At 71.8% G+C, this 23,532-nt stretch carries 19 protein-coding genes and 2 tRNA genes; 13 read left to right on the plus strand and 8 right to left on the minus strand.

The annotated features are described in order from the left end of the window. The first annotated feature begins 37 nt into the window (after positions 1–37). On the plus strand, positions 38–538 hold the full coding sequence (locus NFS20_RS16910; RefSeq protein WP_463106409.1) for a DciA family protein: 501 nt from the start codon (positions 38–40) through the stop codon (positions 536–538). An 80-nt stretch (positions 539–618) separates the two neighbouring features. Here NFS20_RS16910 and NFS20_RS16915 read toward each other — a convergent pair whose 3' ends face one another. Continuing rightward, positions 619–2,130, minus strand: a complete 1,512-nt coding sequence (locus NFS20_RS16915) for a hypothetical protein (RefSeq protein ID WP_251152961.1) — start codon at positions 2,128–2,130, stop codon at positions 619–621. A 594-nt stretch (positions 2,131–2,724) separates the two neighbouring features. On the opposite strand from NFS20_RS16915, the gene gyrB reads away from it, so the two are divergent. The 6 genes from gyrB to NFS20_RS16945 all read left to right on the plus strand — a co-directional run bounded on the left by gyrB (position 2,725) and on the right by NFS20_RS16945 (position 9,139). Further along, a complete protein-coding gene (gene gyrB, locus NFS20_RS16920; RefSeq protein WP_285821147.1) occupies positions 2,725–4,803 on the plus strand; it encodes a DNA topoisomerase (ATP-hydrolyzing) subunit B in 2,079 nt (692 codons plus the stop codon). Between the two features lie 300 nt (positions 4,804–5,103). Beyond that, positions 5,104–7,719 carry a DNA gyrase subunit A gene (gene gyrA, locus NFS20_RS16925; RefSeq protein WP_251153053.1) on the plus strand — a complete coding sequence of 872 codons (2,616 nt, stop codon included), beginning with the start codon at positions 5,104–5,106 and terminating at the stop codon, positions 7,717–7,719. Next, entirely contained in the window at positions 7,716–8,666 is a 951-nt protein-coding gene (locus NFS20_RS16930) for a DUF3566 domain-containing protein (protein ID WP_251152962.1), read from the plus strand. The genes gyrA and NFS20_RS16930 overlap by 4 nt, the downstream gene beginning before the upstream one ends. A 137-nt stretch (positions 8,667–8,803) precedes the next feature. Beyond that, a tRNA-Ile gene (locus NFS20_RS16935) sits at positions 8,804–8,877 on the plus strand. 28 nt (positions 8,878–8,905) lie between these two features. Next, a complete protein-coding gene (locus NFS20_RS16940) occupies positions 8,906–9,025 on the plus strand; it encodes a DLW-39 family protein (protein WP_251152963.1) in 120 nt (39 codons plus the stop codon). Between the two features lie 41 nt (positions 9,026–9,066). Continuing rightward, a tRNA-Ala gene (locus tag NFS20_RS16945) sits at positions 9,067–9,139 on the plus strand. Positions 9,140–9,234: 95 nt separating this feature from the next. Here NFS20_RS16945 and NFS20_RS16950 read toward each other — a convergent pair. Further along, positions 9,235–10,401: a hypothetical protein gene (locus tag NFS20_RS16950; protein WP_251152964.1), complete on the minus strand. Its 1,167-nt coding sequence runs from the start codon at positions 10,399–10,401 to the stop codon at positions 9,235–9,237. Positions 10,402–10,550: 149 nt separating this feature from the next. Between NFS20_RS16950 and NFS20_RS16955 the strand changes: the two genes are divergently transcribed. Beyond that, positions 10,551–11,090: a peptidylprolyl isomerase gene (locus NFS20_RS16955; RefSeq protein ID WP_251152965.1), complete on the plus strand. Its 540-nt coding sequence runs from the start codon at positions 10,551–10,553 to the stop codon at positions 11,088–11,090. Between the two features lie 203 nt (positions 11,091–11,293). Beyond that, positions 11,294–12,016 carry a rhomboid family intramembrane serine protease gene (locus tag NFS20_RS16960; protein WP_463104023.1) on the plus strand — a complete coding sequence of 241 codons (723 nt, stop codon included), beginning with the start codon at positions 11,294–11,296 and terminating at the stop codon, positions 12,014–12,016. An 89-nt stretch (positions 12,017–12,105) separates the two neighbouring features. Here NFS20_RS16960 and NFS20_RS16965 read toward each other — a convergent pair whose 3' ends face one another. Next, positions 12,106–12,360, minus strand: coding sequence for a cell division protein CrgA (locus NFS20_RS16965; RefSeq protein ID WP_251152967.1), 255 nt, complete (start codon positions 12,358–12,360; stop codon positions 12,106–12,108). A gap of 279 nt (positions 12,361–12,639) precedes the next feature. On the opposite strand from NFS20_RS16965, the gene NFS20_RS16970 reads away from it, so the two are divergent. The 4 genes from NFS20_RS16970 to NFS20_RS16985 are packed head-to-tail and all read left to right on the plus strand — an operon-like array spanning position 12,640 to position 15,072. Further along, positions 12,640–13,449 (plus strand): DUF881 domain-containing protein, encoded by an 810-nt coding sequence (locus NFS20_RS16970; RefSeq protein ID WP_251152968.1) that lies wholly within the window; start codon positions 12,640–12,642, stop codon positions 13,447–13,449. Then, entirely contained in the window at positions 13,446–14,225 is a 780-nt protein-coding gene (locus NFS20_RS16975) for a class E sortase (RefSeq protein WP_251152969.1), read from the plus strand. Before NFS20_RS16970 ends, NFS20_RS16975 begins: the two co-directional genes overlap by 4 nt. Further along, positions 14,222–14,425, plus strand: coding sequence for a hypothetical protein (locus NFS20_RS16980; RefSeq protein WP_353050478.1), 204 nt, complete (start codon positions 14,222–14,224; stop codon positions 14,423–14,425). Before NFS20_RS16975 ends, NFS20_RS16980 begins: the two co-directional genes overlap by 4 nt. Beyond that, positions 14,422–15,072: an aminodeoxychorismate/anthranilate synthase component II gene (locus NFS20_RS16985; protein WP_251152970.1), complete on the plus strand. Its 651-nt coding sequence runs from the start codon at positions 14,422–14,424 to the stop codon at positions 15,070–15,072. Before NFS20_RS16980 ends, NFS20_RS16985 begins: the two co-directional genes overlap by 4 nt. Positions 15,073–15,226: 154 nt before the next feature. Here NFS20_RS16985 and pknB read toward each other — a convergent pair whose 3' ends face one another. From pknB to NFS20_RS17010, 5 genes are all read right to left on the minus strand, one after another. Then, on the minus strand, positions 15,227–17,284 hold the full coding sequence (pknB, locus tag NFS20_RS16990) for a Stk1 family PASTA domain-containing Ser/Thr kinase (RefSeq protein ID WP_251152971.1): 2,058 nt from the start codon (positions 17,282–17,284) through the stop codon (positions 15,227–15,229). A 110-nt stretch (positions 17,285–17,394) separates the two neighbouring features. Then, complete coding sequence (locus tag NFS20_RS16995) at positions 17,395–19,023, minus strand: serine/threonine-protein kinase (protein ID WP_251152972.1); 1,629 nt, start codon at positions 19,021–19,023, stop codon at positions 17,395–17,397. Continuing rightward, complete coding sequence (locus NFS20_RS17000) at positions 19,020–20,483, minus strand: peptidoglycan D,D-transpeptidase FtsI family protein (protein ID WP_251152973.1); 1,464 nt, start codon at positions 20,481–20,483, stop codon at positions 19,020–19,022. The genes NFS20_RS16995 and NFS20_RS17000 overlap by 4 nt, the downstream gene beginning before the upstream one ends. Beyond that, a complete protein-coding gene (locus NFS20_RS17005) occupies positions 20,480–22,129 on the minus strand; it encodes an FtsW/RodA/SpoVE family cell cycle protein (RefSeq protein WP_251152974.1) in 1,650 nt (549 codons plus the stop codon). The genes NFS20_RS17000 and NFS20_RS17005 overlap by 4 nt, the downstream gene beginning before the upstream one ends. Beyond that, positions 22,129–23,526: a Stp1/IreP family PP2C-type Ser/Thr phosphatase gene (locus tag NFS20_RS17010; protein WP_251152975.1), complete on the minus strand. Its 1,398-nt coding sequence runs from the start codon at positions 23,524–23,526 to the stop codon at positions 22,129–22,131. Before NFS20_RS17010 ends, NFS20_RS17005 begins: the two co-directional genes overlap by 1 nt. Positions 23,527–23,532 lie beyond the last annotated feature (6 nt).

Consider the following 23,532-nt stretch of genomic DNA (forward strand, 5'->3'; position numbering starts at 1 on the left):
CGCTCCGCGAGCGACGGGCATCCCCGTCGGGCACGTGGTGGACCTGACACCGCCCGCGGAGGTCGCGCGCCAGGCGCTCAACCGGGCGAAGGCGGCCGCGCGCGCCAAGGGTCTGCGGCCCGGTCAGGAGCCCCGTCGTCGGATCCTGGCGGACTCTCCCACGTCGGGAGCGCGTCCGAGCGGTCGTGACCCGCAGCTGCTCTCGGACGTCCTGGCGCACCTGCTGCGAGAGCGCGACTGGGTCGCGGACGTGTCGGTCGGCGGCGTGATCGGCCGCTGGCGCCAGGTGGTCGGCGACCAGGTCGCCGACCACTGCGAGCCGGAGACCTTCGAGGACAAGGTCCTCGTGGTGCGCGCGGACTCGACGGCGTGGGCGACCCAGGTGCGGCTGCTCGTCCCCCGCCTGCTCGAACGTCTGGCGCAGGAGGTCGGCGAGGGGGTCGTCGAGAGCGTCACGGTGCTGGGCCCGGCGGGGCCCAGCTTCCGCCGGGGGAAACGCGCCGTCCGCGGCCCAGGGCCTCGCGACACCTGGGGCTGACGGCCGGGGCACGGCGGAGGCCCGCCGCGACACACGTCGCGACGGGCCTCCGGGTTCGACCGGTGTGCGTGGGCCGGTGATCAGGCCTGCACGCGGCGTCGCAGCCAGAACACGAGCGCGCCGCCCGCGACGAGCAGCACGGCGAACGTCGCGGCACCCGCGACGGTCGCACCCGTGGAGGCGAGCTGGTCGTCGTCCCCGGCGCTCACCAGAGTGACGTCCTCGGCCGCGACGGGAGCGACCGGCGGGTTCGCGCACTCGCTCGACGCCGGCGGGTAGTCGACCACCGTCTGGTACGAGGGGTTCACCTCGAACAGCACCTGGACACCTTCGCGCGTCCACGCGAAGTTGCCCTCGGTCTGCGTGTACGAGCCGTCCTCGTTGCGGACGTACCCGGGCCACTGCTTCGGCTCGGTCGCCGACGCGCCGGGCCACAGGATGCTGCCCGACAGCGGCTGCTCCGTCACGACGTAGTCCTCGCCGCCGCTGGGGTGCAGGAACGTGATCGTCAGCGGGGTGTCACCCTCGGCCTCGACGCCCTCGGGCAGGGCGACCGCGTAGCCCAGGTACGGGACGTCGGCCTCGCAGACGGCCTCGATCGCGCCGGGGACCAGGGCGCACTCCTCGGCGGTGGGCAGGAGCTGGTCGACCGGGTACAGCAGGCCGTCGTCCGTGGCGGTGTACCCGGCGAGGTCGTCGCCGAAGATGCGCCCCTCGGTCGGGGTCGCGAGGATCCCGGCGTCCGTGACGAGGTACGTCACGTCCGCGGTGTTCGCCGGGGCGACGAGGCTCGTCGAGTCCGCACCGCACACCGTGACGGGGGCGGGCGCCTCGGGGACGACGACGACCGGCTCGTCGAGGTCCTCGGCGGGCGGGACGGGAGGCGTCGCGCAGTCCTCTGCGGCCGGGAGCTCGACGCCGAGGTCGGACAGCTCCTGGTGGGTCCAGTCGACGAGGCGGCCGTCCATCGACGACCCGTCGGGGTAGGTGATGTTCTGCGGCATCGTGTACTCGTCCGGTCCGCCGCGCAGGAGGTCCTGCTGGACGCCCCAACCGAGGCAGAGGTCGACATCGTCGAGCAGCGTCGTCTCGGGCAGCTCGGTGAACCAGTGCTGGTCGTTGCGGAGCTCGTCCTCGGACAGCGTGAGCGTCTTGGTCCCGAGGAGCTCCTGCTCGCCAGAGTTCTCCCAGGCCGCCGGCTTCGCCGCGTCCAGCTTGGGGTACAGGTAGATGCCCACCTGCACCTCGTCGCCCTCGACGGGGGCGCAGGCAGTCGTCGTGCCCTCGTCGGACCAGTCGAACCGGCTGTCGTCGGACGCGTCGACGGAGATGCTCCAGGAGTGGTCGACCGTCGGGTCGAGCTCGAACGACGCCTCGTAGGAGCGGCCGAAGCGCTCCTCGGCGACGGTCGTGCCGTCGACGACGACGGTGACCTCGTTGCCCTTCTTCGCATACGCCCACAGGCGGACGTCGAGCGACTCGCAGTCTGCCCTGACGTCAGGGGTGTGGGCCGAGGCGGGGGCGGCGGTGGCGACGAGCAGCCCGCCGAGGGCGAGCGCCGTGGTCAGGGCGCCCGCGAGGAGTCTCTTCACTGGGGGAGGTGTCCCTTCGGGGTGGGGCCGACCGCTTCGCCGCGGCCGACGTGCACAAGAGGATCGTGTGTGGTATTCAACCATCTTCCTCGCAAAAAGCCGATTCCCGCAGATACCTGATGAGCGGTAGCGAAACGGGCAGACGCGCAGCCCCACAGCTTCTCGGGCCACGGCCCTGCGGGACCTCCCGCCGAACGGCGCGCACGGTGCACAGAGCCCTGTGGGCAAGGCTGTGGACAACGATGTGGAGAAACTCCGGGCACAGGATGCGGAACGGGCCGTGGAGATACGCACGAGCTGTCCCCGGGACGCCGAAGATCCGCGGTTTTCGGCTCGTTCCAGGTAGACTGGGAGGGTCATTCCGGGTCGTCTCACCGACCGTCCACGCAACCCTTCGCCGAGGTCGGCGCCGGCCACCACCGGCACGGCTCTCACGCGAGGGGACAGCGGCGTCGACGGCCGGTCGAGGGCCCGGAACCTATGAGCCGTCGACGACCGTCCTGCAGCGGGATACGGCCGGATCCTGGCCGGATCCGCGCCCCTTCCCGCCGCGGCAGCCGTCGTCGCGCGCGACGACGAGGAGCAGTCCTGCCCGTGGCAGATCACACCGACACCGCCCAGCCCGTCTCCGCGGCACCCGCCGACGGAGCACCTCCCGCAGGCGGTGGCTACGACGCGAGCAACATCACCGTCCTCGAAGGTCTCGAGGCGGTCCGCAAGCGTCCCGGGATGTACATCGGCTCGACGGGCGAACGAGGGCTCCACCACCTGGTGTACGAGGTTGTGGACAACTCTGTGGACGAAGCCCTCGCGGGGCATGCGGACACCATCGACGTGACACTTCTCGCGGACGGAGGTGTACGAGTCGTCGACAACGGTCGAGGGATCCCCGTCGCGATGCACCCGACCGAGGGCAAGCCGACCGTGGAGGTCGTCATGACCATCCTCCACGCCGGTGGAAAGTTCGGCGGGGGCGGCTACGCCGTGTCCGGCGGCCTCCACGGCGTCGGCATCTCCGTGGTCAACGCGCTGTCCCGCCACGTCGTGACCGAGGTGCGGCGCGACGGCTACTCGTGGCGCCAGGAGTTCGGGGACGGCGGCAAGCCCCTCACCGGGCTCGAGCGGGGCGAGGCGACGACCGCCACGGGCACGACCCAGACCTTCTGGGCCGACCCGGAGATCTTCGAGACCACAGAGTTCGACTTCGAGACGCTGCGCGCCCGGTTCCAGCAGATGGCCTTCCTCAACAAGGGTCTGCGCATCAACCTGACCGACGAGCGTCCCGCGCACCTCGACACGGGCGACGAGGTCACGGGTGCGGACCCGGAGGAGGGTGACGAGGCCTCGTCCGAGGCTCCTGCACCGAAGGCGCGGACCGTGTCGTACAAGTACGACGGCGGCCTCGTGGACTACGTGAAGCACCTCAACTCCGCGAAGAAGGTCGAGCTCGTCCACCCCGACGTCATCGACTTCGAGTCCGAGGACACGGAGCGGCGCATCTCCGTCGAGATCGCCATGCAGTGGACCGGCTCCTACTCGGAGTCCGTGCACACCTACGCGAACACCATCTCGACGACCGAGGGCGGCACGCACGAGGAGGGCTTCCGTGCGGCCATGACGTCCCTCGTCAACCGCTACGCGCGGGACAAGGGCATACTCAAGGAGAAGGACGACAACCTCACCGGTGACGACATCCGCGAGGGGCTGACCGCCGTCGTCTCCGTGAAGCTCGGCGAACCGCAGTTCGAGGGCCAGACCAAGACGAAGCTCGGCAACACCGAGGCGAAGACGTTCGTCCAGCGCGTCGTCAACGAACGGCTGGTCGACTGGTTCGACTCGCACCCCACCGAGGGCCGCGACGTCATCCGCAAGGCGATCCAGGCGTCGCAGGCCCGTCTCGCCGCCCGCAAGGCGCGCGAGGCGACGCGCCGCAAGGGCCTGCTCGAGTCCGGCGGCATGCCGGGCAAGCTGCGCGACTGCCAGTCGAACCGCGCCGAGGAGTGCGAGATCTTCATCGTCGAGGGCGACTCCGCGGGTGGCTCCGCCGTGCGCGGGCGCAACCCCGACAAGCAGGCGATCCTCCCCATCCGCGGCAAGATCCTCAACGTCGAGCGCGCGCGCCTCGACCGGGCCCTGTCCAACCAGGAGGTCCAGTCGATCATCACGGCGTTCGGCACCGGGATCGGCGAGGACTTCGACCTCGCCAAGCTCCGGTACCACAAGATCGTGCTCATGGCCGACGCCGACGTCGACGGCCAGCACATCGCGACGCTCCTGCTCACGCTGCTGTTCCGCTACATGCGGCCCCTCATCGAGAACGGCCACGTGTACCTCGCGCAGCCGCCGCTGTACCGGCTCAAGTGGTCCAACGCGCCGCACGACTACGTGTACTCCGACCGGGAGCGCGACGCGTTCCTCGCGCAGGGCCAGGCCGCCGGCAAGCGGATCCCCAAGGAGAACGGGATCCAGCGCTACAAGGGTCTCGGCGAGATGGACTACTCCGAGCTGTGGGACACGACCATGGACCCGGAGCACCGCACGCTCAACCAGGTGACGCTGGACGACGCCGCTGCCGCGGACGAGATCTTCTCCGTCCTCATGGGCGAGGACGTCGAGTCGCGACGGAACTTCATCCAGCGCAACGCCAAGGACGTGCGTTTCCTTGACATCTGAGCCGCTGGTCGAGGGTGCGAGTGTGTGCCGGGCCGGGGCTCTCCGGGGCGGCCGTGCCGGGTCTACCATCCGCGTCCTCGTTCCTCGGCCGCTCCCGCCAGACCCGCCACGACCCGGCACGGCCGCCCCTCCGGCCCCGGTCCGGCACGGTCGCGCAGGCGGCGCACCCTGCACGGGGCCGTCCATGACGCGGCGCACGGCGACAGCAGCACGACGAGAAGACGACGAACGAGGTAGATCGTGACCGACGAGCAGAACCCCGAGACCGAGCCTGCGGTTCCCGGCGACGGGGCCGAGGAGATCGTGCACGCCGACGGGACGGCCGTCGCGGTGCACCACGGGCGCATCGAGCAGGTGGACCTGCAGCTCGAGATGCAGCGGTCGTACCTCGACTACGCGATGAGCGTCATCGTCGGGCGCGCGCTGCCCGACGTGCGCGACGGCCTCAAGCCGGTGCACCGGCGCGTGCTGTACGCGATGTACGACGGCGGGTACAGGCCGGACAGGTCGTTCTCGAAGTGCTCGCGCGTCGTCGGCGACGTGATGGGCAAGTTCCACCCGCACGGCGACACCGCGATCTATGACGCCCTCGTGCGGCTCGTGCAGGACTGGTCGCTGCGCTACCCGCTCGTCGCCGGCCAGGGGAACTTCGGGTCACCGGGCAACGACCCGGCGGCCGCCCCGCGATACACCGAGTGCCGCATGGCTCCGCTGGCCATGGAGATGGTCCGGGACATCGACAAGGACACGGTCGACTTCCAGGACAACTACGACGGCCGCACGCAGGAGCCGGCGGTCCTGCCCGCCCGGTTCCCGAACCTGCTGGTCAACGGCTCGGCGGGCATCGCCGTCGGCATGGCGACGAACATCCCGCCGCACAACCTGCGCGAGGTCGCGGAGGGCGTGCAGTGGCACCTCGACCACCCGGACGCGAGCCGCGAGGAGCTGCTCGCCGCGCTCCTCCTGCGGATCAAGGGGCCGGACTTCCCGACGGGCGCCACGATCCTCGGGCACAAGGGCATCGAGGAGGCGTACCGCACGGGCCGTGGCTCCGTCACGATGCGCGCCGTCGTCAACGTGGAGGAGATCCAGGGACGGATCTGCCTGGTCGTCACGGAGCTTCCGTACCAGGTCAACCCCGACAACCTCGCCGCGAAGATCGCGGACCTCGTCAAGGAGGGCCGCGTGCAGGGCATCGCGGACATCCGCGACGAGACGTCGGGCCGCACCGGGCAGCGCCTCGTCGTCGTGCTCAAGCGCGACGCCGTCGCCAAGGTCGTCCTCAACAACCTGTACAAGCACACCCAGCTCCAGGACACGTTCGGCGCGAACATGCTGGCGCTGGTCGACGGCGTGCCGCGCACGCTGAGCCTCGACGCGTTCATCCGCCACTGGACGGCGCACCAGCTCGACGTCGTCGTGCGGCGCACGCAGTACATGCTCCGCGAGGCCGAGAAGCAGATCCACATCTACCGCGGTTACCTCAAGGCGCTCGACGCGCTCGACGAGGTCATCGCGCTCATCCGTCGCTCGCCGGACGCCGACCAGGCCCGCGAGGGCCTCATGGCGCTCCTCGACGTGGACGAGATCCAGGCGACGGCGATCCTCAACATGCAGCTGCGGCGTCTCGCCGCGCTGCAGCGCCAGGAGATCGTCGACCAGCACGACAAGCTGCAGCGCGAGATCCTCGAGTACGAGGCGATCCTCGCGTCGCCGGAGCGGCAGCGGGCGATCGTCGGCGACGAGCTGCGCGAGATCGTGGACCGGTACGGCGACGAGCGCAGGACGACGATCCTGCCCTTCGACGGGGAGGTCTCGATCGAGGACCTCATCGCCGAGGAGGAGATGGTCGTCACGATCACGCGCGGCGGGTACGCCAAGCGGACGCGCAGCGACAACTACCGGTCGCAGCGACGGGGCGGCAAGGGCGTACGGGGGACGCAGCTGCGCGAGGACGACATCGTCGACCACTTCTTCGTGACGACGACGCACCACTGGCTGCTGTTCTTCACCAACCTCGGCCGCGTCTACCGGGCCAAGGCGTACGAGCTGCCCGAGGGCAGCCGGGACGCGAAGGGTCAGCACGTCGCGAACCTCCTCGCCTTCCAGCCAGGAGAGAAGATCGCGCAGGTCCTCGACCTGCGGGACTACGCGGCGGCGGAGTACCTCGTGCTCGCCACACGGCGCGGGCTGGTGAAGAAGACGCGGCTCACCGAGTACGACTCGCCCCGCTCGGGCGGCCTCATCGCGATCAACCTGCGAGAGGACGACGCGGGCACGCCCGACGAGCTCGTCTCGGCCCGGCTCGTGGACTCGACGGACGACCTCATCCTCGTCTCGCGCAAGGGCCAGTCGATCCGCTTCACTGCCGACGACGACGCGCTGCGCCCGATGGGACGCGCGACGTCGGGCGTGACGGGCATGAAGTTCCGCGAGGACGACGAGCTGCTCTCGGCGGACGTCGTCGAGGAGGGTGCGGACCTGTTCGTCGTGACCGAGGGCGGCTTCGCCAAGCGCACACGGCTCGGCGAGTACCGGGTCCAGGGACGTGGCGGTCTGGGCATCAAGGTCGCCAACCTCGTCGAGGCTCGTGGAGATCTTGTGGGGGCACTGGTCACGGACTCCGACGACGAGGTCCTCGTCATCATGGAGCGGGGGAAGATCGTCCGGTCGGCAGTCGACGAGGTCAACCTCACGGGTCGCAACACCCAGGGCGTGACCTTCGCGAAGCCGGACAAGGGGGACCGCATCATCGCCGTCGCCCGGAACGTCGAGCGTCGTCTCGGAGAGGATCGGGATACCGTGGGCGAGGAGAGCACGTCGAACGACTCCGCCCCGGAGACCGACCAGAGCGCCACGGCCGAGGAGGCCGGTGGGACCGACACGGCGCACGGAACCACCGAGGAAGCCAGATGAGCACCGAGAACAACGCACCGCCGGCGATCACGCCGAGGCTGACAGTGCCGCGCCCTGACACGAGCACTCCGCCTCCTCCGCCCCCTCCGCCGTCCTCGACGGAGAGCAACGGCAGCTCCGGCAACGGGACGTCCGGCAACGGCACGTCCGGTCACCGGACGGCCGACAACGGGTCTGCGGGCAACGGCTCTGCCCAGGTCGCAGGCCCGTCCGACGGCATGGAGGTCGCGTCCGGCGAGAGCCGCGTCGCGGTCGCCCGAGCCGGTGCGGTGAAGGCTGCGGCCGCGGCGATCGCGGCTGCGAAGTCGGCGGCCAAGAAGGTGTCCGCGTCCGTCCCGGCCGCCCCGGCGGAGACCACGCACGACGACGAGATCGACGATCGGACGGTGAAGCGCGTGACCACGACGTCAGCTCCCGCGTCGGTGGGCGCCGCTGCGCCGTCCACGGCGACGAACGGCTCCTCCACGGGCTCCTCGTCGATGCACTACTCCGCGGCCGGGGTCACCGGCACCGCGAACCCGGTGACGGGGGCGACCCCGACGGCGTCGACCGCGACGGGCGCAACCCCGACGGTCCGTCACGACGGACCGCGTCGCGTGCGGCTGTCGGTCTCCCGCGTCGACCCGTGGTCGGCCATGAAGCTCGGGTTCCTGCTGGCGGTCGCGATCGGCATCATGACCGTCGTGGCGACCGCGGTCGTCTGGTACGTCCTCGACGGGATGATGGTCTTCCAGAAGGTGCAGGACTTCGTCACGCAGATCGCGGGCGAGGAGAGCAACGTCGACATGCTGCAGTTCGTCGAGTTCGGGCGCGTCATCTCCGTCGCCACCCTGCTCGGCGTGGTCAACGTGGTGATCATCACGGCTCTGTCGACGATCATGGCGTTCCTGTACAACATCGTCGCTGCTCTCGTCGGTGGCGTGCACCTGACGCTGACCGACGACTGACGCCCGAGCGCTCCGGGAGAGTGTCGGAGCCCGGTCTCGGTTTGGGCGTCCGGCCTCCCGTGGGGTAATCTCAATCGCTGCCTGCGTGCGGAACAGCTCCTGACCTGGTGTCGGAGCCTGTCTCGCTGCCGGCGAACGGGCCTATAGCTCAGACGGTTAGAGCGCTTCCCTGATAAGGAAGAGGTCAGAGGTTCAAGTCCTCTTAGGCCCACTGCCGAACCCACTCGAGGGGGAACGTGATGAAGAAGCTCCTGGTCCTTCTGCTCGCTGCCGGCGCCGGCTACCTCCTGTGGCGCAAGTACTCGGAGGACAACGCCGAGCGCGACCTGTGGGCAGAGGTCACCGACACGTTCGAGTGATCTCTACGGCTCGACACCTCCGGCCCTCGGCCGGAGATCCCGGGGCCATGGCGCAATTGGTAGCGCACCTGCTTTGCAAGCAGGGGGTTGGGGGTTCGAGTCCCCCTGGCTCCACGTCCCGAACAGCACGAAGGCCCCGCACCTCACGGTGCGGGGCCTTCGTCGTCCCTCCCGGGACGGCGGGCGAGCCGCCGTCCCGGAAACCGGCCTCAGGCGTCGTCGGCCTTGTCCGCGGCGTCCGCGGCCTTGGTCTCGGCGGCCTCACGGGCCTTCTTCGCCGCCTGCTCGACGTGCTCCGCCGCCTTGTCGGCGTCACCCCCGGCGGTCGTCTCCGTCGTGTCGGCGGGGACGGCCGAGGCGGTGCCTGCGGCGTTCTTCGCGGTGCCTCGCGTCCGGCTCGTCGCCTTCTTCGCGGCGTCCTTGGCGTCGCCGACGGCGTCCGTGACGCGGTCGCTGACGTCGTCGCGGACCTCCGCGGCACGCTCGGCGATCTTGTCGGTCGCCTCGCGTCCCTTGGCGACGGCGGCACCTGCCGCCTCCCCGAGCGTCTCGGCGGCGTCCCCGACGGCGTGGCGCGCGTCGCCCACCACGTCGTCGAAGCGGACCTGCTCCTCCTGCTCCCAGGGCTCGGCCCAGGGGTCGGTGGTGGGCTGCGACCGGCGGTACAGCACGTAGCCGACGCCGGCGGCGGTGACGCCGCCGGCGATCCACCACAGCGTCTTGCCCTTGCTGCCCGACGCGTCGCTCTCCGCGGCCTTCTTGCTCGCCGCGTCCGCGACCTCGGCGAACTTCCTGCTCGCCTTGTCGGCAGCCTTGTCGGCGGCCTTCGCCGCCTTCTTGCCCGCCTTGCCCGACGACTTCTTCGCCTGCTTGGCAGCGTCCTCGGCGGCCTTCTTCGCCTTCTTCGCGAGCTTGCGGCCCTTCCGGCCGCTGGCGGCCGCCGCGGCAGCGGTCGCCGCAGCGGTCGCTGCTGCGGCATCGTCGGCGGCGCGCTGCGCGGCCTCGGAGGCGCTGGCCGCCGCGGCGTTGAAGCTCGCGACGATCTTCGGCAGCACGTCGTCGACGATCTTGTCGTGCGCCGTGTCGATCACCGGTGCGGCCTTGTCCGCCGCCTTCTCGACGCGCGGTGCCGCGGCCTGGATGCTGTCCTGCCACGCCTTCTCGACGCGCGGCTGCAGCCATTCGAGGAACGCCTCGACCTTCGGGGTGCTCCACTCCTTCGCGTGGACCGCCGCGTCCTTCGCCTGGTCCGCGAGCTGGACCGCCGCGCTCTGTGCCGATGCGGCGGCGACGGCCGCCTGGTCCTTGATCTTCTCGGTGTCCAGCGAGTCGATCGTCTCCTTGATCGGGCTGGACCCTGAGCGAGAACGAGTCATGCGCGCTCCTCGGGTGTCGTCGTCCGGGTGGACGAGTGGTGGAAGGTCACGATTCCGCCCACTCTGCCACCAGCGGGGCGCGCCCGCGAGATGTCCAGCGCATCGTCGTCGGACGGGTACCGCGCGGGTGTCGTGGGAAGATGGTGGGCATGTTCGCAACCCTTCACACGACCGCTGGTGACATCCGGATCGAGCTCCTGCCGAACCACGCCCCGAAGACGGTGGCGAACTTCGTCGGGCTCGCCCAGGGCACGAAGTCCTGGTCGGATCCCCGCACCGGCGCCGAGCGCACCGAGCCGTTCTACGACGGCCTGATCTTCCACCGCGTGATCTCCGACTTCATGATCCAGGGCGGGTGCCCGCTCGGGACGGGTACCGGCGGCCCGGGCTACACGTTCAACGACGAGATCCACCCCGAGCTGCAGTTCGACAAGCCGTACCTGCTGGCCATGGCCAACGCAGGGCTCCGCCGCAACCCGGTGACGGGCGAGGTCGAGGGCACCAACGGATCCCAGTTCTTCATCTCGACGGTCGCCACGCCGTGGCTCAACGGCAAGCACACGATCTTCGGCACCGTGGCGGACGACGCCTCGCGCGCGGTCGTCGACGGGATCAACAACACGCCGACGCGTCCGGGCGACCGCCCGCAGGAGGACATCGTCATCAGCTCCGTCACCATCGAGGACTGATCATCTCGCAGCCACCGGTACCCCCGGGTCCCCCGGGACCTCCCGCGTACGGGACGGCCGGGCCGCACGACGGCCCCGCCGTCCCGCCCGTGTGCCCGCGCCACCCCGACCGCGTCTCCTACGTCCGCTGCCAGCGGTGCGGCAGGCCGACGTGCCCGGAGTGCCAGCGCCCCGCGGCAGTGGGGATCCAGTGCGTCGACTGCGTGCGCGAGGCGTCCCGCAACGCGCCGGAGCAGCGCACGGTGCTCGGCGGGAAGGTGCGCGGTGGCCCACCGGTCGTGACCTTCACGATCATCGGGCTGTGCGTCGTCAGCTGGATCCTGCAGCTCGTCACCGGTGGCGAGTGGACCCGCATGCTGGCGTTCGCCCCCGTGGTCGGCGAGCAGGACCCGTACCGCTTCCTCACGGCCGCGTTCCTGCACTCGACCAGCCCGGTCCACATCCTGTTCAACATGTACGCCCTGTGGATCACCGGGCCGTTCCTGGAACAGATGCTGGGCCGCTGGCGGTTCACCGCGCTGTACCTGCTGTCGGCGCTCGGTGGTTCGGTCGGCTACCTCGTGCTCGCCGGCGGGCCCACCGAGCAGGCCTGGTACACGGCCGTCGTCGGTGCCTCCGGTGCCGTCTTCGGGCTCTTCGGCGCGATCCTGCTCGTGCTGCGCCGCACGGGTCGCAACGCGATGCAGATCGTCGTCCTCATCGGCATCAACTTCGCGATCGGCCTGTTCTTCCCCGGTATCGCGTGGCAGGCGCACCTCGGCGGACTGGTCGTGGGCGTGCTCCTCGGGCTCGCGTACGCGTACGCGCCGAGGGCACAGCGCACCCTGGTGTCGGTCGGTGCCACGGCGGTCGTCACCCTGGCCCTGATCCTCACGGCATGGCTGACGTACCGGTCCGTCGCTCTCCCCGCCGGGTTCGTCGGCTGACCGTCGCGGAGTTGTCCACAGGTTTGTTCACAGGTGTGGAACGAACTACGTGTGTGTCATTCCGCCGGCGGACCAGCGTCCTGGGCTCGCTACTTCCAGCGTGTGGTGAGCGCGAAGCCGGCGATGATGAATGCGAACCCGACCCCGAGGTTCCAGGCACCGAGCGCCGGGATCGGCAGCTGCGCCGAGCCGCTGAGGTAGAACAGCACGATCCAGGCGAGGCCCAGGAGCATCAGCCCGAGCATGGTCGGGACGAGCCAGCGCGGGTTCCCGGTGTCGGGCTTGGGCTGGCGTGGCTCGCGGGCCGGGCGCGCCGGCTTCTTGCGGGACTTCGACTCGGGCACGAGGGATGGCTCCTGTCCTGGTGGTTCCTGCCGCCGTCGTGCAGGAACCGTGCGTGGCTCGGGTGGACGTCGTCGACGGGCGGTCGCGGTCCGGGCCTCTTGCCCGGGTCGCGGCAGTCGTCCCGTCCGTGGACGGCGTTCGTCGTCTAGCGTAGTGGGCGCACACAATAGACCACGCCACCGGGTGCCGGACGATCGCCGTCCGACCGCGGTCCGCACACCGTCGACCACCGTCGAGCACCTGTCGAGCACCGCACCGAGCGCAGGAAGGATGGGCGCATGAGCACCGAGCAGGCACCCGCGTCCGCACCCTCGCGCGCCCGGCGCTGGCGGTCCGCGCTGACCGTCGCCTTCGTGCTGGCCCTCGCCGGCCTGATGTTCACCGCGAACGCACGGCTCGCCCGCGGCGAGGAGAGCCGGCACCCCGAGAACCTGGCCCAGCTCGTCGACCGCGAGTCCGGTCGGGTCGCGGACCTCGCGGCCCAGGTGGACGCGCTCGACGACGAGATCGCGACGCTCTCGGCCGCGGACCCCGCGTCCGGCGCGGTGGACCCCGGGCTCGCGAGCCGGTCGGGCGTCGCCGCAGGAACCGTGGCCGTCAGCGGACCGGGTGTCTCGGTCATGCTCGACGACGCCCCGCCCGAGGGGAGCTATCCCGCGTCGATCCGTCCGGACGACCTCGTGGTGCACCAGCAGGACATCCAGGCCGTCGTGAACGCCCTGTGGGCGGGCGGCGCCGAGGCGATGACACTCCAGGGTCAGCGCGTCACGGCGACCTCGGCCTTCCGCTGCGCGGGCAACATCCTGCTCCTGCACGGACGCGTGTACTCGCCGCCGTACGTCGTGGAGGCCGTCGGCGACCCGCAGCAGCTCCGCGACGCGCTCGACCGCTCGGACCGGATCGACATCTACCAGGAGTACGTCGAGGCCGTGAACCTCGGCTGGGCGGTCGACGAGCACGACCGGATCGACATGCCGCGTTACGAGGGTGCCCTCGAGCTGAAGTTCGCGCGCTCCTCCTCGGGCACGTCCGCACCGGACGACACCCCGGAGACGGACGACGACCGGCCCGGCGAGGTCGCCCCGTGAGCACGTTCACCGCACCGCCGATCCGGCACCGTTCCGGCGGACGGTCTCGACGCGGCGGGCCGGTCTCCGCCGTCGTCGGCGTGCTGGGCGAGGTCCTCATCACCCTCGGGGTCCTGCTCGGCCTGTACGTCGTGTGGCAGCTCTGGTGGACCGACGTCCAGGCCGACCGCGAGCAGGCGCAGATCCTCGCCGAGCTCGACGCCCCGGTCCCCGACGCGGACGACGTGGCGGTCCAGGTCCGCCGGGACGCTCCCCCCGTCATGGAACCACCTGCCGCCGGCGAGGTCTTCGGCACGCTGCACGTCCCTCGCTGGGACGACGCGGTCATGCCGATGGCGGAGGGCACCGACAAGCGCGCGATCCTCGACAAGGCCATGGCCGGCCACTACCCCGAGTCCGTCATGCCCGGCGACATCGGCAACTTCGCGCTCGCCGGTCACCGGATGACGTACGGCGCGATCTTCCACCGTGCCGAGGAGCTGCAGGTCGGCGACCCGATCGTCGTCGAGGCGAACGACACCTGGTACGTGTACCGCGTGACGCACCTGCAGGCGGTGCAGCCGGACCAGGTGGAGGCCGTGGCGCCGGTCCCGTGGGAGCCGGGCGTGGAGCCCACCGAGCGGTACCTGACGCTCACGACGTGCCACCCCATCGGTCTCAACTCGCTCCAGGCGCGCTTCATCGTCAACGCGAAGCTCGACTACTGGCTGCCCGTCGCGGACGGTACGCCGCCGGACCTCGTGGGCCAGACCGCACCGACCGACGGGAGCGCATGATGTACGGGGCGTTGTGGCGCATCCTGCCGGGGCCCGCGTGGGTCCGGGTGCTCCTGCTGCTGGTCCTCGCGGCCGCCGTCGTGCTGGCGTGCTTCGAGTGGCTGTTCCCGATCGTCGCCGAGCGCATGCCGTTCAACGACCCCAACGTCCAGACGGGCGCCTCCGGCAGCCTGACGGAGGCAGGAGTGACCCCGAGATGACCCGCATCCTCGTCGTCGACAACTACGACTCGTTCGTCTACACGATCGTCGGCTACCTCGACCAGCTCGGGGCGCAGACGGTCGTCGTGCGCAACGACGCCGTCCCCGAGCCGGACGCCGACGGCGTCTTCCGCGACGCCGACGGCACGCCCTTCGACGGCGTGCTGGTCTCCCCCGGGCCCGGCACCCCGAAGGAGGCCGGGCAGAGCGAGCAGGTCATCCGTGCGTGCGCCACGTCGCGCACGCCGATGCTCGGCGTGTGCCTCGGCCACCAGGCCCTCGCCGAGGTGTACGGCGCCACCGTCACGCACGCCCCGGAGCTCATGCACGGCAAGACGAGCCTCGTCGAGCACGACGGCGCAGGGGTCCTGGGCGGGCTCCCCGAGCCCTTCACGGCGACGCGGTACCACTCGCTCGCCGTCGTGCGGGACACCGTCCCGGGCGTGCTCGAGGTCACGGCGGAGACGGCGGGCGGGGTCGTCATGGGTCTGCAGCACCGCGACCTGCCGCTGCACGGCGTCCAGTTCCACCCGGAGTCCGTGCTCACCGAGGGCGGTCACCGCCTGCTCGCCAACTGGCTCGAGGCGTGCGGGCTCGACGGCGCCGTCGAGCGGTCCGCGGGCATGGCGCCCCTCGTGCGGCAGTGACCTCCGGGTGGTGCTTCCCGGGCCGGCAACGCCGCTACCTCGCTGACAGCAGTCCTCCGTAGGAGGACCGTGCACGACGCCGGCCCTCACCTTCCGAGGTGAGGGCCGGCGTGCTGCTGCGAGGGGTCCAGGTGTGCGCCGTCAGGCTCGGGCGTCAGCCCTCGCCCCCGTCGCCGCCACCGTTTCCACCGCCACCACCGCCGTTGCCGCCGCCGCCGTTCTCTTCGCCATCCTGCGGACCTGGGCCCGTCGAGACGATGAGGGAGACGTTCGTCCCCTCGTCGACCTCGGAGCCGCCGCGCGGGTCGGAGCCGATGACGGTGCCGGCGGGCCACTGGTCCGACTCCTGCGTGATACGCGGTCCGGGATTCAGCCCGGCGCCGCCCAGGGCTTCGATCGCCTGCTCCTCCGTCATGCCCGGGAGGCTCGTGGGCACGGTCGTGGTCTCGACCGCCCGCGGGATCGCGACCGCGATCGTCACGTCGGAGCCCTGCGGGACCTGACCGGCGTTCGGCTGCTGCGACAGGACGGTGCCCTCGGCCTCGTCGGACTCGGTCTCCTCGACGACGGGGTTGAGGCCCAGGTCGGTGATCGCCGCCTCGGCGTCCTGCCGGTTCATCCCCACGAGCTCTCCGAGCTCGACGCGCCCGTCGGACGTGTAGAGCGTGACGGCGGAGTTCGCCGCGACCGTCTCGTTCGCGGCCGGCTCGCTGCGCGTCACGCTGCCCTCCGGCACGCTCGCGGAGTTCTCCGTGTTCACGGTGCCGACCGTGAGACCGGCGTCCGTGAGGAGCTGGCGCGCCTCGTCCTGGCTCCTGCCCGCGACGTCGGGCACCTGCACGCTGTCCGGGCCGGTGGAGAACCAGACGCTCACCTCGGTGCCGGGATCGACGTCCTCGCCGCCCGCCGGGTCCTGGCGGACGAACTCGCCCTCGGGGATCTCGGCGCTCTGCTCGAGCACCGGCGTGAACTCGAGGTCGAGGTCCTCGAACAGCGCACGCGCCTCGTCCTCCGTCATCCCGGCCTGGACCGTGGGGACGGTGACGGTGTCGGGCTCGGCCGGCGGCCGGTTGAGCAGCCACAACGTGACGATCGCAGCGATCGCGAGGACACCGACCGCGATGAGGGTCCACATGAGGCCCTTGCGGCTCTTCTTCTCCTCCTCGTCCTCGCCGGGGACCTCGCCGGGCGGGACGGCGGGCGCGGCCGCCGTCGCCCACGGGGACGGCGGCGCGGCGGGGCTCATGACCTGGGTGGCCGACTCGACCATCGTCGGCTGCATGTCCGCCGCGGCGACGGCTCCCAGACCGGCGGCCGCTGCGGCGACGCCGAGGGACGGAGCGGTGATCGCCCCGCCGCGCACGGCGTTCTCGAGGTCGGCCCGGAACTCGGCCGCACTCGAGTAGCGCGCCGTGCGCTCCTTGGCGAGCGCCTTGAGCGTGATGCGGTCGAGCACCTCGGGCACGTCGGGCGCGACGGCGCTCGGCGTGGCCGGGGCCTCGCGCACGTGCTGGTAGGCGACGGCGACGGGCGAGTCGCCGATGAACGGCGGGCGGCCCGTGAGGAGCTCGTAGAGCAGGCAGCCGGTCGAGTAGAGGTCGCTGCGTGCGTCGACGGTCTCGCCGCGCGCCTGCTCGGGCGACAGGTACTGCGCGGTCCCGATGACGGCGTGGGTCTGTGTCATGGTGGCCGCGGAGTCCGCGACGGCGCGCGCGATGCCGAAGTCCATGACCTTCACGGCACCCGTGGGCGTGATCATGACGTTGGCCGGCTTGATGTCGCGGTGCACGATGCCGGCGTGGTGCGAGTACTCGAGCGCCGCGAGCACGCCCGCCGTGATCTCGACGGCCTCGTCGATCGGCACGGCCTGGCCGTCGCGCAGGATGTCCCGCACGGTGTGGCCCTCGACGTACTCCATGACGATGAACGGGACGTGCACCGACGCGCCCTGCGTGTCGGTGTGCACGTCCTCGCCCGTGTCGTACACGGCCACGATCGCGGGGTGGTTCAGCGACGCGGCCGCCTGCGCCTCGCGGCGGAAGCGGGCCAGGAACGACGGGTCGCGCGCGAGGTCGGAGCGCAGGATCTTGATCGCGACGGTGCGTCCGAGCCGGGCGTCGTGGCCGATGTGCACCTCGGCCATGCCGCCGCGGCCGATGAGCTCACCGACCTCGTAGCGACCGGCAAGCACTCGGGGAGCGTTGTCCACCACTCATTCGTCCTTCGGAGTCGTCGGAGCCGCGGGCGCGTCCGCGCACGGCACATCTGGCGCAATCATCCCACCCGAGGGCGTCCAGGAGGGACGGGAACACAACGATGTCGTCACGATGTCACCCCGTGGTCCCCCGGGCCCTGGACCAGGGCGAACAGGGTCGTCGTCGGCACGCCGGACCGTGCGGCGTCGTCCGTAGAGCCGTCGCCGCCCGTCACGATCGTCGCCACGAGGACGACGAGGAGCAGCCCGAGCAGCGCGACGAGCGGCCACGTCATGCCCTTCGGGATGCCACCGATCCGCTGGCCGGTCGTGGTCGAGGTCCGGCGCGCCGTGGTCGTGCGCCCGGGCGGGTCCTGGGTCTGGCGGCGCATCTCCGCACGGGTCGACGGGGGGCCCGACGGCGACCGGTCGCCCGCACCCGGGCGGTCGCCGGACCCGTCGGGGCGACCCGCGGGACCGGTGCTCCGCGTCGCGGCGCGCGGCGAGCCGGGCCGTGCGGCCGCGGGTGCCGGGCGCCGTGTGCGGGACGTGCCGTGCATCTCCCGGCGGGGCGGGTAGGAGCGCGGGGTCGTCGGGTCGTCGTCCTCGTCCGGCGTGCCGGGCGTGGGCGACGAGGGCCGCTCCCACGGCAGCGCGGGCCCGGCCGCCGGGGGCCCGGCCTTCACGGGTGTGGGTGGTGCGGGCGGGGCCGCCGCGCGCTCGTCGTCCGGGTGGGGCTCGCGCACCGTCGCCGGGATGACGATCGGCGTGATGACGGGGGCGAGGTCCTCGCGGGAGGCGCCTCCGCGTGCGGCCTCCGCGGCCGCGGGGCCGGGGGACGCGGTGTGCGACGGCGCGGCGTCGTCGGGCTCGTGCCGCCCGCGCCGGGACCGCCGCGTCGGCGGCCCGCTCACGCGCGCCGACCAGGGGTCGGCGGCGAGCCGGGCGCCGATCTCGTCGAGCACCTGGGCGAGCTTCGCCGCGGTCCGCGGGCGTGCCAGCGGGTCCTTGGCGAGCATCGCCATGATGAGGGCCGACAGCTCCGGGTCCACCGACGACGGCAGCGGCGGGACGGCCTCGTTGACGTGCGCGACGGCGATGTCGACAGGGGTCGAGCCGGTGAACGGCCGGTTCCCGACGACCGACTCGTACGCGACGATGCCCAGCGCGTAGACGTCGGAGGCGCCGGTCGCGGCCTGACCGACCGCCTGCTCGGGCGACAGGTACTGCGCCGTGCCCATGACCATGCCCGTGGCCGTCATGGGGACCTGGTTGGCCGCGAGCGACACCCCGAAGTCGGTGATCTTCACCGTCCCGGAGCGGTCGATGAGGATGTTGCCGGGCTTCACGTCGCGGTGCACGACGCCGGCCACGTGCGCGGCGTGCAGCGCGCGCGCCGTCTGCGACAGGATCGGCAGGAGCCGCGACGGTGGCAGCACGGGCTCGCGCTCCAGGAGGTCGGCCATGGGCTCGCCGACGACGAGCTCCATGACGAGGTAGCCGGACCGGTCCTGCTCGCCGTAGTCGTACATCTGCGCGATGTTGGGGTGCGACAGGGCGGCGCTGTTGCGGGCCTCGGTGCGCAGGCGGTTCAGGAAGTCCTCGTTGCCCGCGTACTCGGAGCGCAGCACCTTGACCGCGACCTCGCGACCGAGCGCGTCGTCGGCGGCGACCCAGACCTCGCCCATGCCACCGACGGCGATGCGCCGGACCAGGCGGTACCGGTTGCCGAGGTGGAGCCCTCGAACGGGCTTCATCCGTTCAACACCGCCTCCATGACGGCGCGGGCGATCGGTGCGGCGACCGCGCCGCCCGTCGCCTCGCTGCCCGAGGACCCGCCGTTCTCGACGATGACGGCGACGGCCACCTGCGGGTCGTCCGCCGGCGCGAAGGCCGTGAACCACGCGTGGGGCGGCAGGGCCGGGTCGTTCTCGGCGGTGCCCGTCTTGCCCGCCACCTGCACGCCGGGGATCTGCGCGGCGGTGCCCGAGCCGTTCTGGACGACGCCGAGCATCATCTGCGTGAGCTGGTCGGCCGTCGACGGCGAGACGGAGGTGCGCAGGCGGCGCGGCTCGGTCTGCTGGACGACCTCGAGGTCCGGGTTGCGGATCGTCTCCACGGTGTACGGCGCCATCAGCACGCCGTCGTTGGCGATCGCGGCCGAGACCATCGCCATCTGCAGCGGGGTGGCCTTCACCTCGCCCTGGCCGATCCCCGCACGGGCGAGGTCGTCGGGCGCCGACTGCTCCTCGGTCGGGTAGCGGCTGGCGGTGACGTCCATGGGGATGGTCAGCGAGTCGTCGTCGAACCCGAAGGCCTCCGCCTGGTCACGCATCGCGTCGTCGCCGAGCGTCACGGCGAGGTCGGCGAACGCGGAGTTGCACGAGATGCGCAGGGCGTCGGCGAGGGTCATCTCCCCCGTCGGCGAGCACCGGATGCCGCCGAAGTTGTTCATCGGCTGGCCGGACTGGGGCAGCTGGTACACGTCCGGTGCGGGGACGACGGACTCCGACGTGTACTGCCCGCTCTCGATCGCGGCGGCCGACGTGACGAGCTTGAACGTGGACCCGGGAGGGTACGTGTTGCCGCGGATCGCCCGGTTGCTCATCGGGTCCCCGTCGGCGTTCGCGAGCTCCTGGAACGCCGCGTTGGCGGCCCCGGTGTCGTGCGTCGCGAGCTCGTTCGGGTCGAAGCTCGGCTTCGAGACGAGGGCCAGCACCCGGCCGGTCTTCGGCTCGATCGCGGCGACCGCACCGCGCTGGTCGCCCAGCGCGTCCCACGCGGCCTGCTGGGCGGCCGGGTCGATGGTCAGCTCGACGGACGCGCCCTGCGGCTGCTCGCCCGTGAAGAGCGCGGTGAGGCGGTCGAGCCACAGCGAGCTCGCCTCGCCGTTGAGGTACTCGTTCTCGGCGCGCTCGATCTCCGAGGTGCCGTTGACGACCGAGAAGTACCCGGACACGGGCGCGTAGAGCGGACCGTTCGCGTAGGCGCGCTGGAAGCCGAAGGGGTCGTCCACGGGGGTCGACGACGCGATCGCCTCGCCCGCGACGACGATCGGCCCACGGAAGTTGCCGTACTCGCTGTAGATCGTGCGGACGTTGCGCGAGTCGCTGTTCAGGCTGTCGGCCTGGAACACCTGGATGTACGTCGTCGACACCATGAGCGCGAGGAACATCACGAGGACGACGCTCGCGACGCGGCGCAGGGGGACGTTCATCGGGCTCCTCCCCACGGGTCGGCGTCGGTCGGTCTCCGCACCACCTCGGTGCGCTGGTCGTCGGCGTGCTGGTCGGGTTGCGGTCCCGTGCCCGACGGCGAGGGGTCGCCCGCGGGCGGGACGGCCGCCTGCACGCCGGTCGCCGCCCGGACCGGCCCCGTGCCCGGGTGCGCGCTCCCGACCGTGGTGGGGGCGTCGTCGGGCATCGCGCCGACCGGGACCGCGCCGGTGCCGCCGACGACCTCCACCGGGTCGCTGTCGGTGCGCTGACGCGCCCCACCGGGCGCGACGAGACCGCGCACGGGCAGCGACGACGGGCGTCGCGCGTCGTCGGAGATGCGCAGCAGCAGGCCGACCACGATCCAGTTCGCGAGCAGGGACGAGCCACCCTGCGCGACGAACGGCATGGTCAGGCCGGTGAGCGGGATGATGCGCGTGATGCCGCCGACGACGACGAACAGCTGCCACGCCATGACGAACGCGAGGCCGCCGGCGAGGAGCTTTCCGAAGCCGTCGCGCACGCCGATCGCGGTGCGCAGGCCGCGCTCGACGAGCACCAGGTAGGCGAGCAGGATCGCCAGCAGACCCGTGAGGCCGAGCTCCTCGCCGAGCGACGCGTAGATGAAGTCGGAGAACGCGTACGGGACGAGGCGCGGGTATCCCTCGCCCCAGCCGGTGCCGAAGAGCCCGCCGTTCGCCATGCCGAAGAGCCCGCCGACGAGCTGGCCGGAGCCGCCCGGGGTGCGGTTGTAGATCTCGGGGGCCAGGGGGTCGAGCCACACGTCGACGCGGGCCTGCACATGCCCGAACGTCGACGCGGCGAGGACCGCGCCCACGGCGAAGAGCAGGAGGCCGATCACGACCCAGCTCACGCGCTCGGTCGCGATGTACAGCATCGCGACGAACAGGCCGAAGAACAGCAGCGAGGTGCCGAGGTCGCGCTCGAACACCAGGATCGCGAGCGAGACGAGCCAGACGATGATGATCGGCCCGAGGTCGCGCAGGCGCGGGAGCTGGAGACCGAGCAGCTTCGGCCCGGCGAGGGCGAGCGTGTCGCGGCTGGTCACGAGGTAGCCCGCGAAGAAGATGGCGAACGCGATCTTCGCGAACTCGGCGGGCTGGAGCGAGAAGCCGCCGACCTGGATCCAGATCTGCGCGCCGTTGATGCGCGTGCCGAGCCCGGGGACGAGCGGCAGCGCGACGAGCACGATGCCCGCGATCATCGCGGTGTACGTGTACCGGCGCAGCGTGCGGTGGTCGCGCAGGAACCAGATGACGAGGAACGCGCAGAGGATCCCCAGCGCCGTCCACTGGAGCTGGCGCGGAGCGAGGTCCTGGCTGCCCCCGGTGACCTGCGAGCCGAGGTCGAGCCGGAAGATCATCGCGAGGCCGATGCCGTTGAGCGCGACCGCGACGGGGAGGATCACCGGGTCCGCGTACGGCGCCTTGATCCGCAGCAGCACGTGAGCGGCCCCGGCGAGGACGATCATGCCCCCGCTGTACACGTAGAACCGGCCCGGGAGCTCGCCCGTGAGCTGCAGGCCCACGATCGCGTACGCGCCGATGCCCAGCGCGAGCGCCAGGAACAGCAGACCGAGCTCCGCACCCCGCCCGGGGCGCACGTCGGTGGTCTCCACCGTGGCCATCAGTCCCCCGCGTCGCTGCTGCTGGTGACGCTCGGGGTGCTCGTCGGCTCGTCCGTGGGCGCGTCGCTCGGCTGGTCCGTGCTGCTCCCGGGCTCGTCGCCCGACGTCGCGTCCTCCTCCTGGTCGGCCGTCGCCTCCGCGACGAGCCGGTCCGCGCGGGCGCGGGCGTCGTCGAGCGACGACGCCGGGATGGTGGTCTCGAGACGGTCGACGACGTAGCCCGGCAGGTCGTCGACACGCGCGCCGGTGAGCTCGACCGGGGTCGAGAGGGTCACCGGGCCCGCGCTCTCCGGGATCCCTCGGAAGACGGCGACCTGACCGTCGGCGACGCCCACGTAGTACTGCGTCTGCGTCCAGCGGTAGCCCGCCCAGCCGGCGACGCCGAGCCCCACGACGACGAGCGCGATCGCGACGACCGTGACCCACCGGCGCGGCGCACGGCCGGGCCGGACGTCGTCCGTGCCGTCGGCGTCGTCCTCGCCGGTCTCGGGGTCGTCGCCCTCGTCGGCAGCGGTCTCGCCGTCGGCCGTGGTGGCCTTCGCGCTCGCGACGAGCGAGGCGGCGCGCGCGGCGGGCCCGTCGGCCGCGGAGGTCGGGCGGTCACGGTCGATCGCGGCCGAGCCGACGACCTGCGCGTGCGTCGAGGGCGCCCCGCCGTCGGGCAGCGCGTCGACGTCGACGACGTCCGCGACGACCACCGTGACGTTGTCCGTCGAGCCCGCGCGCAGCGCGAGCTGGAGCAGCCGGTCGGCGCACTCGTCGACGTCGGGCGCGTCCGTCATCGTCTGGGCGAGGGTCTCGGTGCTCACGAAGCCCGACAGACCGTCGGAGCACAGCAGCCAGCGGTCCCCCGGCTTCGCCTCGCGCACCGACATGTCGGGCGTGAGGTCGATGTCGAAGTCGCCCAGCACACGCATGACGACGTTGCGCTGCGGGTGCGTCTCCGCCTCGTCCGCCGAGATGCGGCCCGTGTCGACGAGGTGCTGCACGAACGTGTGGTCCGTCGTGACCTGCGCGAGCTCGCCCTCGCGCAGGAGATAGGCGCGCGAGTCGCCGAGATGGGCCATCGCCAGCTTGTTGCCGGCGCGCAGGATCGCGGTGACCGTGGTCCCCATGCCCGCGAGCTCGGGGTCGGACACACTGCGCTCGACGAGGTCCTGGCGCGCGTGGTCGATCGACTGCTCGAGCTCGGTCAGCGCGTCGTCGGACCCGTGCGACTCGCCGTCGAGGTGCGCGAGCGCGGCGATCGCGATGGACGACGCGACGTCGCCCCCCGCGTGACCGCCCATGCCGTCGGCGACGACGAGGAGGTGCGGTCCCGCGTACCCCGAGTCCTGGTTGTTCGAGCGCACGAGCCCGACGTCGGAGCGCGCGGCGTAGCGCAGGGCGATGTTCACTGCGGG

The organism is Cellulosimicrobium sp. Marseille-Q4280, assembly GCF_943181405.1.
Taxonomy (GTDB): Bacteria; Actinomycetota; Actinomycetes; order Actinomycetales; family Cellulomonadaceae; genus Cellulosimicrobium.